Source organism: Rhodococcus sp. 14C212, from assembly GCF_011058195.1.
GTDB classification, from domain to species: Bacteria; Actinomycetota; Actinomycetes; order Mycobacteriales; family Mycobacteriaceae; genus Rhodococcus; species Rhodococcus aetherivorans.
Map to the genome: position 1 here is coordinate 21,261 of NZ_JAALEH010000064.1, position 11,760 is coordinate 33,020.

The 11,760-nt window shown below is 69.6% G+C and carries 12 protein-coding genes; 7 read left to right on the forward strand and 5 right to left on the reverse strand.

Annotated elements, in window-relative coordinates:
- Positions 1 to 15 precede the first annotated feature (15 nt).
- Positions 16 to 579: a flavin reductase family protein gene (locus tag G6038_RS22135; RefSeq protein ID WP_043802490.1), complete on the reverse strand. Its 564-nt coding sequence runs from the start codon at positions 577 to 579 to the stop codon at positions 16 to 18.
- Positions 580 to 822: 243 nt separating this feature from the next.
- Here G6038_RS22135 and G6038_RS22140 point away from each other — a divergent pair, with 243 nt between their 5' ends.
- Entirely contained in the window at positions 823 to 1,752 is a 930-nt protein-coding gene (locus G6038_RS22140; RefSeq protein ID WP_165039912.1) for an AraC family transcriptional regulator, read from the forward strand.
- 6 nt (positions 1,753 to 1,758) lie between these two features.
- Here G6038_RS22140 and G6038_RS22145 read toward each other — a convergent pair whose 3' ends face one another.
- Positions 1,759 to 2,529 carry an IclR family transcriptional regulator C-terminal domain-containing protein gene (locus G6038_RS22145; RefSeq protein ID WP_165039913.1) on the reverse strand — a complete coding sequence of 257 codons (771 nt, stop codon included), beginning with the start codon at positions 2,527 to 2,529 and terminating at the stop codon, positions 1,759 to 1,761.
- Between the two features lie 196 nt (positions 2,530 to 2,725).
- On the opposite strand from G6038_RS22145, the gene catA reads away from it, so the two are divergent.
- The 5 genes from catA to G6038_RS22170 all read left to right on the forward strand — a co-directional run bounded on the left by catA (position 2,726) and on the right by G6038_RS22170 (position 7,357).
- On the forward strand, positions 2,726 to 3,577 hold the full coding sequence (gene catA, locus G6038_RS22150) for a catechol 1,2-dioxygenase (protein WP_165039914.1): 852 nt from the start codon (positions 2,726 to 2,728) through the stop codon (positions 3,575 to 3,577).
- A 129-nt stretch (positions 3,578 to 3,706) separates the two neighbouring features.
- A complete protein-coding gene (locus G6038_RS22155) occupies positions 3,707 to 4,834 on the forward strand; it encodes a muconate/chloromuconate family cycloisomerase (RefSeq protein ID WP_029546510.1) in 1,128 nt (375 codons plus the stop codon).
- A gap of 24 nt (positions 4,835 to 4,858) precedes the next feature.
- Positions 4,859 to 5,143 carry a muconolactone Delta-isomerase gene (catC, locus tag G6038_RS22160; RefSeq protein ID WP_029546509.1) on the forward strand — a complete coding sequence of 95 codons (285 nt, stop codon included), beginning with the start codon at positions 4,859 to 4,861 and terminating at the stop codon, positions 5,141 to 5,143.
- A gap of 27 nt (positions 5,144 to 5,170) precedes the next feature.
- A complete protein-coding gene (locus G6038_RS22165) occupies positions 5,171 to 6,304 on the forward strand; it encodes a nucleotide pyrophosphatase/phosphodiesterase family protein (RefSeq protein ID WP_165039915.1) in 1,134 nt (377 codons plus the stop codon).
- A gap of 75 nt (positions 6,305 to 6,379) precedes the next feature.
- On the forward strand, positions 6,380 to 7,357 hold the full coding sequence (locus G6038_RS22170; protein WP_165039916.1) for an alpha/beta hydrolase: 978 nt from the start codon (positions 6,380 to 6,382) through the stop codon (positions 7,355 to 7,357).
- Between the two features lie 97 nt (positions 7,358 to 7,454).
- Here G6038_RS22170 and ygiD read toward each other — a convergent pair whose 3' ends face one another.
- The 3 genes from ygiD to G6038_RS22185 all read right to left on the reverse strand — a co-directional run bounded on the left by ygiD (position 7,455) and on the right by G6038_RS22185 (position 10,161).
- The gene (gene ygiD, locus G6038_RS22175) at positions 7,455 to 8,297 is read right to left on the reverse strand and encodes a 4,5-DOPA dioxygenase extradiol (protein ID WP_165039920.1); all 843 of its coding nucleotides are present in this window, start codon (positions 8,295 to 8,297) and stop codon (positions 7,455 to 7,457) included.
- Positions 8,298 to 8,322: 25 nt separating this feature from the next.
- Positions 8,323 to 9,159, reverse strand: a complete 837-nt coding sequence (locus G6038_RS22180) for an alpha/beta hydrolase (protein WP_165039917.1) — start codon at positions 9,157 to 9,159, stop codon at positions 8,323 to 8,325.
- A gap of 99 nt (positions 9,160 to 9,258) precedes the next feature.
- Positions 9,259 to 10,161, reverse strand: coding sequence for a LysR family transcriptional regulator (locus G6038_RS22185; protein WP_165039918.1), 903 nt, complete (start codon positions 10,159 to 10,161; stop codon positions 9,259 to 9,261).
- Positions 10,162 to 10,303: 142 nt separating this feature from the next.
- On the opposite strand from G6038_RS22185, the gene G6038_RS22190 reads away from it, so the two are divergent.
- A complete protein-coding gene (locus G6038_RS22190; RefSeq protein ID WP_165039921.1) occupies positions 10,304 to 11,671 on the forward strand; it encodes an NAD(P)/FAD-dependent oxidoreductase in 1,368 nt (455 codons plus the stop codon).
- The last annotated feature ends 89 nt before the right edge of the window (positions 11,672 to 11,760 follow it).

Below are 11,760 nucleotides of genomic sequence, written 5' to 3' on the forward strand. Positions count from 1 at the left end.
GGTTCCGGGCGGTGGTCAGTTCACCGCGGCATCGAGGTGGAGCGGGGTGAACCGGGTCCGGGCGTCGAACCAGCCGCTGTGCGGATCGTCCATCGAGCCGTTCCACGCGGCGGAGGCGCTCGGTGCGCCGAGTTCGTGGAAGGTGCTCCGGTAGAACAGCAGCGGGGCGGTGTCGCGGCACTGGGCGTCGACGATCTCGCCGATGTAGATCACGTGGTCGCCGCCGTCGTACTCGCGCCACGGGACGCAGGACAGGGTCGCCGCGGCCCCGGCGAGCACCGGCGCCGTGGGTCCGTCCTCGAACACCGGGCCGGGGGTCTGCGGCCGGCCGGCGAAGTGCAGGGCGGTGTCGACCTGGTCCGCGGCGAGGATGTTCACCGCGAACGGTGCGCCGGAGAGGAAGCCGCACGCCTTGGACGTGCGGGTCAGGGTGACCTGGCACAGCCGGGGCTCGAGGGACACGGCGGTGAACGCGGTGACCGTCGCGCCGTGGGGCGTGCCCTCGTGGTTGGCGCAGGTGATCACGGTGACGCCACTTGCGAACTGTCCGAAGATGTTCCGGAGCCGACGCTGTTCCATTTCGGCGCTCCTCCCGGGTCGATCCGTGCTGGTGTGATGTAGACCATAGGAGCGGGTGGGTGCCGGCTGCGATCCGCTGAACGCGGTCGCTATCCGGTTAGCGCGGCCGGCGTGACCGATGGCCTCGTTTGCCCGGAGACGTGTTGCCCATCACACTGGGCAGTGGGTCCCGGGTATACCGGGACGAAGGTCCCGAGTGGCGAACGGCGCCGAAGGTCCCGGGGACGGAAACGGAGGTACAGGGTGAGGTCGACGCCTGATCCGGCCGATTGGGACGAAGCCGAGCATGTGGTGTCCGACGCGTACTTCCCGCACACCCTGGCACCGCTGGCCGCCGGTACGGAACCGCACGTCGACGTCCGCGCGCTGCAGCTCGGTCCGCTGCGGCTGGCGCGAATCGGATGGGGCGCCGAGGTCACGGTGCAGTCGGACCATCCGGGTGCCTACGCGGTCAACATCCCCCTGTCTGGGCGCATCGAATCGGTGACGGCGGGCCGCGAGGTGGTCTCGGTGCAGGGACAGGCGTCGGTGTTCCGGCCGGACACCGCCGCCACCATCACCCGCTGGACCGACGACTGCGAGATCGTCGGCGTCAAGCTCGACCGCGACTACCTGGACCGTGAGCTGGCGCGGATCCTGGGACGTCCCGACCTGCAGTTGCCGGAGCAGGTGGACCTGACCGGGGAGGCCGGTCAGAGCTGGATGACCCTGCTGCGGTCGGTGGTCGACCAGCTGCGCGCGGACGAGGAGCTGTGGCGCAACCCATTGGTCGCCGAGCAGCTCTCCGGCGCCCTGACCTCGGCGTTCGTGCTCGCGGTGATGCCCGAAGGCGGGACCGGCACCGCGGCGCGACCGCGGATCGTCAAGCGGGTCCTCGACCGCATCCACGAGGATCCGGCCCAGCCGTGGACGTCGGCGGACATGGCCGAGCTGGCGGGCGTGAGCGTGCGCCGCCTCCAGGAGGGATTCCGCGAGTACCTGGGGGTCTGTCCCCGCGACTACCTGCTCGACCTGCGCCTCGAGCGGATCCACGAGGAGCTCGCGGCCGGCGACCCGGCGACGACGTCGGTCACGGAGGTGGCCCTGCGCTGGGGGATGACGCACACCGGCCGCTTCGCCGCCGCCTACCGCCGCAAGTACGGCGTGACCCCGTCCGCGACCCTGCGCAGCTGACGGGTCCTACCCGCGGTACCCGAGGTCGGCGCCGAGGGCGTTCGCGGACTTCACCAGGCAGTCCGCGGCGAGCGCGCGGAATTCGTCGGGCGTGTGCCGGGCCGTCGACGTCGAGCAGGCGAGCACACCGACCACGGTGCCGGTGGCATCGCGCACCGGCGCCGCGGCCGAGATGAGGCCCTCCTCGAGTTCGGCGGAGGTGAGCGCGTAGCCCTGGGCGCGCACCCGGGCCAGCTCGGCCCGCAGTTCGTCCGCGTTGCCCACGGTCGCGGTGGCGAGCTTCTCGAAAATCGTGTCGGCGACGACCTGCTCGACGGTTTCGGCGGGGGCCCACGCCAGCAGCGCCCGGCCCATCGACGTCGCGTATGCGGGGACCCGGGTGCCCACCGAGACGTTGATGCTCATGATGCGCCGTACCGGGACCCGGGCTGCGTACACCACCTCGGCGCCGTCGAGAACGCCGAGGGAGGCGGATTCGCCAGTGTACTCGGAGATCTCGACCAGCCGCGGCATGGCGGCCTCGACCAGGGCGTGCGAGGCGGAGTAGTGCTGACCGATGCTGAGCACGCGCGGGGTCAGCGACCATCGGCTGCCCGCGTTGCTCACGTAGCCGAGCTTCTGCAGGGTCAGCAGGATGCGGCGGACCGCGGGCCGGGACAGGTCGGTCTTCGCCGCCAGTTCGGCGAGGGACGGGTTGGGGTGTTGTTCGTCGAACGCGAGCAGCACCGCGAAGCCGCGCTCGATGCTCTGGACGAAATCCCGGTCCTGACTAGGCATTGCTGGCTCCTACCTGCGGTTTCGGCGCCCGGGGCCGCCCGGGTGTTGACAATCACCTGTGACTGGACGCACAGTGTGTGTACGCACTGCGATACATAAGTACGCACAGCGTACAACCCGAGTGGCGTGAGCGCCAGCCCCGCGATCACCACGACAGCTTTCGCGACCATCGTTCGAGCCTCGCCGAGGAGGACACATGACCACCACCGAAAACCCCACCGCCCACGCGTCGGGCAACGCCGCCACCGACAAGTTCAAGAGCGAGCGAGTCTCGTCGGACACGTCGGTCGAGCGCGCCGCCGCCATCTACAAGGACGTGCTCGGTGCGTTCGCCGAGATCATCCGCAAGCACGAGGTCACCTACGACGAGTACCGCGTGCTCAAGCAGTGGATGATCGACGTGGGCGAGTACGGTGAGTGGCCGCTGTGGCTGGACGTCTTCGTCGAGCACGAGGTCGAAGAGGTGCACTACAACCGCAAGCACTTCAGCGGCACCAAGGGCAGCATCGAGGGCCCGTACTACGTGCCGAATTCCCCGAAGCTGCCGGCCAAGTGCACCATGCCGATGCGCGAGCAGGACAAGGCGGCCGAGGCCCTGATCTTCAAGGGTCAGGTCGTCGACCTCGAGGGCAACGGCCTGCAGGGCGCCACCGTCGAGCTGTGGCACGCCGACGAGGAAGGCCTCTACTCGCAGTTCGCCCCCGGCATCCCCGAGTGGAATCTGCGCGGTACCGTCGAGTGCGACGACGAGGGCAACTTCGAGATCACCACCCTCAAGCCCGCCCCCTACAAGATCCCCGCCGACGGCCCGACCGGCTGGTTCATCGAGTCCTACGGCGGCCACCCGTGGCGCCCCGCCCACCTGCACCTGATGGTGAAGGCTCCCGGCAAGCGCGCGATCACCACCCAGCTGTACTTCCAGGGTGGCGAGTGGGTCGAGGACGACGTCGCGACCGCGACCAAGCCCGAGCTCATCCTCGATCCGCAGCCGAACGCCGAGGGCGTCGACGAGGTGACCTACAACTTCGTGCTCGACCCCGAGGCCTGATCGTCTCCATGGACCGGGTCCACGTGAGTTGACGAATGCCGGTGTCCACCAAGAGGACACCGGCATTCGTCGTCCCCGAGGGTCCACTGTTGCCCGCATCACCGCCGATATCCGATTGTGAGCTGTTCGATGTCCGACCCCGACCTGAAGATCGTCTCGATCGACACGACGATCATCGACGTGCCACTGGTGCGTCCGCACAAATTCGCCACCACCACCGCCGAGAAGCAGCCCATCCTGCTCGTGGCGATCACCACCGCGGGCGGCGTCACCGGTTACGGCGAGGGCGTCGTGCCCGGCGGTCCGTGGTGGGGTGGTGAGTCCGTCGAGACGATGAAGGCGATCGTCGACGGCTACATCGCCCCCTACATCGCCGGCCGCGGCGTCGACGAGATCAGCGGCATCATGGTCGACATCGAACGCGTCGTCTCCGGCGCCCGGTTCGCCAAGGCCGCCGTCGATGTCGCCCTGCACGACGCCTGGGCCCGCGCCCTCGGCGTCGGCGTGCACGCCCTGCTCGGCGGCGCCTTCCGCACCGGGGTCGACGTGCGCTGGGCGCTCGGCGCCGCGCCGGTGGAGGAGATCCTCGAGGAGGTCGAGGAGAAGATGGCGGCACGCCTGAACTTCGCGTTCAAGCTCAAGATGGGTGCGCTCGACCCGAAGGTCGACACCGAACGTGTCGTCACGATCGCGCAGGCCCTCGAGGGCAAGGCCGGCGTCAGCATCGACGTCAACGCCCGCTGGGACCGGTTCACCGCGCTGCGGTACGTCCCGCAACTCGTCGACGGCGGCGTCGAACTCATCGAACAGCCGACCCCCGGCGAGCAGCGCGAGGTCCTCGCCGAGATCAACCACCTGGTGTCCGCCCCGGTCATGGCCGACGAGTCCGTGCAGACGCCGCACGACGCGCTCGAGATCGCCAAGCTCGGCGCCGCCGACGTCATCGCCCTCAAGACCACCAAGTGCGGTGGGCTGCAACGCAGCAAGGAGGTCGTGGCCGTCGCCAAGGCGGCCGGAATCCGCTGCCACGGCGCCACCTCGATCGAGGGACCCATCGGCACTGCGGCGTCCATCCACTTCGCCTGCGCCGAGCCCGGGATCAACTACGGCACCGAGCTGTTCGGGCCGCAGCTGTTCGCCGTCGAGCTGCTGCAGACCCCGCTCGACTACTCCGACGGGCAGGTGCACCTGCCGCAGGGGCCCGGCCTCGGCGTCGAACTCGACATGGACGTCGTCAAGCACCTCGCCCGCGACTGACCACACCCGAAGGGAGTACTCACCATGGCACTGTTCCACGTTCGCATGGACGTCGACATCCCCCGCGACCTCGACCCCGAGGTACGCGCCGAGACCGTCGCGCGGGAGAAGGCGTACAGCCAGGAACTGCAGCGCGAGGGCAAGTGGCGGGAGATCTGGCGCATCGTCGGCAAGTACAGCAACATCAGCATCTTCGACGTCGACTCCGCCGACGAACTCCACGAGATCCTGTGGAACCTGCCGCTGTTCCCGTACATGAACATCGAGATCATGCCGCTGACCAAGCACGGATCCGACATCAAGGACTAGTGACCGCCGGCAGGCCATACTCGGGTAATGGACCTGCCGCTGCACGACGTCTACGCCGAACCCACCCTCGCGGACCTGATGCCGTCCGTGCTCGCGTCCGCGGGGGTGCCCGGCGAGGCCAACCGTCTCGCGCTCGACGAGCAGTCCCGCACCGTCGTGTTGCTCGTCGACGGCATGGGGTGGAACCTCCTGCGACGAAACACCGCCGCCGCCCCCTTTCTTGCCGGCCTCGACGGCCGGCCGATCCGCGCCGGATTTCCCACCACCACCGCGGTGAGCATCGCCTCCCTCGGCACCGGCCTGCCCTCCGGCGCCCACGCCGTCACCGGCTACCAGTCCTACGTCGAGGAAATCGACGCCCCGTTCAACTGGCTGCGCTGGACCCTCGCCGGGACCGCCGTCGACCAGCGCGATCGGCTCGTCCCCGAATGGGTGCAGCCTCACCCGACGGTGTTCGAGCGTGCCGACGCGGCCGGGCTGACGGTGACCACCGTCGTGCCCCGCAGTTTCGACGGCAGTGGCCTCACCCGGGCCGTGCTGCGCGGCGGAAACTTCGTCGGTGTCTCCGCCTACGGCGACCTGCTCGCCCACGTGGTCGCTGCCGCCGCCGCCGACGACCGCACCCTCGTCTACTGCTACCTCGGCGAGGTCGACACGCTCGGCCACCTCTACGGACCCGAGTCCCCGTCCTGGACTGCGCAGCTCACCGTCGTCGACCGGTTCGTCGAGCAGCTCGTCGCGGCCCTGCCCGCCGGGACGCGGCTGCTGATCACCGCCGACCACGGCATGGTCGACGCCTCCCGCGGACGTCGCGCCGACTTCGACCACCTCTCCGGTCTCTCGGAGGACGTCGACGCGATCGCGGGCGAACCCCGCTGCCGGCACGTGCACACCCGGCGGCCCGACGCAGTGCTCGAGCGGTGGCGCAACGAACTCGGCGACGACATGTGGACCGGCACCCGCGACGACGTGATCGCCGGCGGCCTGTTCGGCCCGGACCCGTCGCCCGCCGCGTGCCGACGCATCGGTGACGTCGTCGCGATCGGCCTCGGTGAGTCCACGGTGATCCGCTCCGACGGCGAATTGGTCATGTCGCAGCTGCCCGGACAGCACGGTGCGCTGACCGAGGAGGAGCTGCTGGTGCCGTTGCTGCAGGTCTGAGAGCCGAGGGGCCGGAAGATACGTGTGACGGAGAGTACCTCGACCGGGTACCGGCGGCGTCCTATCGTGGCGTACATGCGCACCCAGGGATCGACGATCTGGCACTGGACGGTGAGCCTGCGGGCGATCCTCGTCTTCTGGTTCGTGCGGATCTTCGTGAAGCCGCTCTTCACCTGGTGGCCGGCCACCGACCGGGGCATCGAGGCGCTCAGCCGGCTCGACCGTCGCGTCGACAAGCTGCTGCCCCGTCCGCGTGGCGTCGACATCGACCCCCTGACCCTCGGCGGGGTGCCCAGCGAGCGCATCGAACCGCCGCAGCCCGCCCGGGACTCGCTCGCCGGGACTACCATCCTGTACTTCCACGGCGGCGCCTTCGTGTTCTGCGGCCTCGCCACCCACCGCACCGTGTGCTCGCTGCTCGCCGCCGAGTCGGGTGTTCCGGTGTACTCCGTCGCCTACCGGCAGCTTCCCGTGGGCTCGATCGGGACGTCCGTCATCGACGCGATGGCCGCCTACACCGCGCTGCTCGAGACGGTCGAGGACCCCACCCGCATCGTCGTCGCCGGTGACTCGGCCGGCGGCTACCTGGCGATGAAGGTCGCCGAGATCGCCGCGCTGCGCGGCATGATCCGGCCGGCGGCGGTGATCGGCTACTCGCCGCTGCTCAACCTCGAACTCGAGGAGCACGACCCCGACTTCATGAAGCGCGACGCGTACCTGCCGATGCGGCAGGTCGAGAAGCTGCGCGACCGCTGGCTCGCCGGTCCCGACTACATCGAGGGCGAGGAGTCACCCGTCCGTGCCGATCCGGCGCTGTTCCCGCCCGTGTTCTTCTCCGTCGCCGAGTACGAGATCACCCGACCCGACGTCGAGATCATGACCGGCGCCTTCGACGAGGTGGGCGCGACGGTCGAGACCCACCTGTGGGCCGGTCAGGTGCACGCCTTCCCGGTGATAGGGCAGGTGCTGCCCGAGGCCCGCACGCTGCTGCATTACAGCATCGACTTCGTGCGGCGCACCGTCGTCGCGGAGGAGCGTCGCCATACGGCATGACCCCGTCGTGGCGACCCGATGTCACATCCATTCGATCCGAGCGACGCGGTGTGACATTCGGTCGCACGCCCGAGCGGTCGGTCGCACGCCCGAGTGGTCAGGTGTTGGTGTCGGACGGGTTCGGGGTCTCGGGGAACCCGGCGGACGGGCGGCCGTCGTCGCCGGCCGTGCACGTGACCCCGAGGGTGTAGGCGCTCATCGACAGCGACCCGTACGCGAAGCCGTCGACCAGTGGTTCGACGAGATCGTCGCCCACCCCAGCCAGGCCCGCGAGGTACAGCAGCGGCAGGAAGTGATCCGGGGTGGGTACCGCGCGGTCGAAGTCGGCGTGCCCGTCGAGGGTCGCGACGCCGTCGGGGCGGTCCATGATCATCACCCGCGCCGCCGCGTCGAAGCGGTGCGCCCAGTCGAACCCCTCGTCCGGGAGGCGCCGATCCATGCCGGCGAGGTTGTGCACGATGTTGCCGCTGGCCACGACGAGAACGCCCCGTTCGCGTAGCGGCGCGAGCTTCGCGCCGAGTTCGAGGTGGTAGTCGAAGTCCTGGTAGGCGTTCAGGCTCAGCTGCACGACCGGCACGTCCGCAGCCGGGAAGGCGTGGGTGAGCACCGACCAGGTGCCGTGGTCGATGCCCCACGAGTCGACGTCCGCGCCGACCCAGGTCGGATGCACGACGTCGGCGATCTCCTCGGCCAGTTCGGGCAGCCCCGGCGCCGGGTACTGCACGTCGAACAGTCGCTGCTCGAAGCCGAAGAAGTCGTGGATCGTGCGCGGGCTGGGCATGGCGGTGACGGCGGTGGCATTGATGAACCAGTGTGCCGAGATCGCGAGGATCGCGCGCGGCGTGGGGACCGCGTGCCCGAACGCCCGCCACGCCTGGGTGTAGCGGTTCGCGTCGAGCGCGTTGCGGGGACTGCCGTGCCCGAGGAACGCGGCCGGCATGCGCGCGGACGGTTCGGCGGCCACGTCAGCTGAGCCTCGGCCGGAGCCATTCCACGAGGTCGTCGAGGACCTGCTTCTTCTCCGGTTCGTTGAACACCTCGTGGTAGAGGCCGTCGTACAACTTCAGGGTCACGTCCGTCGACCCGACCCGCTCGGCGACGAGCCGGCTGCCAGCCGGGGCGGTCAGCCGGTCCTCGGCGCCGTGTTGCAGCAGGACCGGCAGGTTCAGCGCAGGCAGCCGGCCGGGAAGGCTCTCCCCGGTGACGACGAGGGCCCGCGCGATGCCGGCGGGCACGAGCCCGTGATGCACCAGCGGATCGGCTTCGTACGCGGCGACGACCTCGGGGTCGCGGGAGACGCCCGCGGAGTCGAGCTTCTGCACCGGTAGCTGCGGCAGCACGCGCCCGATGAGCTTGCCGAGTTCGACGACGACGCGCGGCGTGCCGGAGGTGACGTCGACCGCGGGGCCGGAAAGGGCGAGGGCGGTGAGCTCGTCGGGATGTTCGAGCGCGTAGGCCAGGGCGACGGCCCCGCCCATGGAGTGGCCGAGCAGGAACCGCGGCAGGCCGGGGTTGTCGAAGGAGGCGATGCCGAACAGCCGGTTCACGTCGCCGGTGTACTCGGCCATCTTCCGCAGATATACGCGCCTGCCGCCGGAGCGACCGTGCCCGCGGTGGTCGAGCGCGTACACGGTGAGGCCGAGATCGCCCAGGCGCTCGATCACGTGGTCGTATCTGCGTGCGTGCTCGCCGAATCCGTGGCACAGCACGAGCACGCCGCTCGGGTCCCCGTCGGGCGCCCACACGTCGTAGACGATGCGGGTGCCGTCGGCACTGGTAAACGAAGTCTCGGTTCGCTGCATGATGGCTCCTCACCGCGTGGGTCCGCCGCCGGATCGCGTCATCCTTCCACGAATCGCCGCCGGATCGGTGCGCATTGCGGCGACCGCGCGGCTGCGTGTTCAGTCCTCGGTTCCCGGCGGTGCCTCGCTGGTCATCGACCGTCGCAGCGCGAGGATCAGGCTCGACAGGGCCGGCGACCGGGGCGCGTCGCTGCGGACCACGCCGCACACCGGGACGCTGAGGCGATTGCGCGCCTCGCGCATGTACGCCAGGCCCGTCCGGGGGGTCTCCGCGGCGGTGCTCGGGTACAGGACCGTCCACGCCCGCGGATTGGTGATGACGTCGAGGGTGGCGGTGTGGTCGCTCGCGATCGACGGCCCGAGCTGCACCCGGCGTCCCACCGCGCGGAAGGCGTCCTCGATCACCGTGTGGATGAGCACCTGGCTGGGCCGGGGCGGCAGCAGCAGCGGGTAGGGCGCCAGGTCGCCGAGGTCGACGGTGGAGAACGCGGAAAGCGGGTGCCTGCTCGACGTGACGATGACCAGGTCCTCGATCCCCAGTTCCACGGTCTCGAGACCCGGGCGGTCGACGCCGCCGCGGATCAGGGCGACGTCGGCGTCGCCGCCGGCGACGGCGTCGATCCGGTCGGCGAAGCTCTTGATGACGAACTCGATGTCGATCGCCGGGTACTGCTCGCGGACGTGGGCGATGGCATCGAGGCTCTGGGACGCGAAGGTCATGTTCGCGGCGATGCGGATGCGGTTGCGCGGTTCGCGCGCCACCGCATACGCCTGCGCCTCGAGGCTGAGCACCTGCTGCGCGATGGGGACCAGCCGCGAACCGGCGGGGGTCAACCGCACCACCCGGGTGGACCGCTCGAACAGCGACGTGTCGAGTTCCTTCTCGAGCCGGGTGATCTGGTGACTGATGGCGGACTGGGAGATGAAGCACTTCTGCGCGGCCTTGCTGAAGCTCAGCTCCTCGCTCACGGCGAGGAAGTAACGCAGCTGGCGGAAGTCCATGTCGACATCCTACTTATGAGCGATCGAGATAAGACTTCCGCGAATGCGGCAGGTTGGTGGCCATCGGACTGCCGTCTCCATACGGTGGTTGTCATACATCGACTTCAAGGTGGAGGTAGAGGTAATCGTGGGCAGCACAGCAGTGACCGATCGGACCGAGGTCGTCGTCGTCGGTTCGGGCTTCGGCGCGCTGGCAACGGCGAAGAAGCTCGCCAAGGCCGGGACGCCGTTCGTCCTGATTTCGGAAACCACCGAACATCTCTTCCAGCCCCTGCTGTACCAGGTCGCCACCGGCGTGCTCTCGGCCGGTGAGATCGCCCCGTCGATCCGCTCCATCCTCGCCAAGTACCCCAGCGCGGACGTCCGCCTCGGCCGGGTCGTCGACGTGCGGCCCGACGTGCACGAGGTCGACTACGTCGCCGGCGGCGTCGTCCACACCGTCGGGTACCGCTCGCTCGTCGCGGCAACGGGTGCGCGCCAGGCCTACTTCGGCCGCGACGAGTTCGAGAAGGTCACCTACGCCCTCAAGACCGTCGAGGACGCCGAGCGGCTGCGCCGGCAGATCCTGCGGTGCTTCGAGGAAGCGCACACCACCACCGACCCGGAGCGCCGCCGCAACCTGCTGAGCTTCGTGGTCATCGGTGCCGGCGCGACGGGCGTCGAGCTCGCCGGCCAGATCAAGGAGCTCGCGGGCCGTTACTTCGAGCAGTCGTTCCACGACATCAGCGCCGACGACGTCTCCGTCACCCTCGTCGAGGGCGCGGGCGAGGCCCTCCCGGCCTTCGGCGGCAAGCTCAGCGAGTACACCAAGCAGTCGCTGCAGAAGTCGGGTGTCGACGTCGTGCTCGGTACCTTCGTCACCGACATCGACGAGCACGGTGCCACGCTCAAGGCGGGCGACGAGGAGCGCCGGATCACCGCCGAGACGATCATCTGGTCGGCCGGCGTGCGCGCCAACGACTTCGCCGGCGTCCTCGCGGAGCGCACCGGCTGCGCCACCGACCGTGCGGGCCGGCTGCTGGTCAACCCGGACCTCACCGTGGGCGGCTACGCCGACGTGTACGCCATCGGCGACATGACGTCGCTGAACAACCTGCCCGGGCAGTCGCCCGTCGCGATGCAGGGCGGCCGCCACGTCGCACGGACGATCCTCGGCAAGCAGCCCATGGGCACCCCGTTCAAGTACCGGGACAAGGGCAGCATGGCCATCATCAACCGCTTCCGCGCGATCACCCGCGTCGGAAAGATCGAGCTGAGCGGCTTCGTCGCCTGGGTGCTGTGGCTGGCCGTGCACCTGGTCTACATGGTGGGCTTCCGCAACCGCTACGTCGCGGTGATGTCGTGGTTCGGATCCTTCCTCGGCCACCGGCGCCCGCACTTCCACTACGCGCAGGAGCCGCACCGGCTCGACGCCGACGTCCCCGACGACGTGACGGTCTCCGCCGTGCCGGCCCCGGTGGACCGCGCTCCCGAGAAGAAGCCGGAACCGGAGAAGGTCAGCGTCCGATAGGACGACTCGACGAGAACCGGGCCCCGTGCCGTTCGCTGCGAACGGCACGGGGCCCGGTTCTCGTCGAGTCGTCCTATCGGACGCTGACC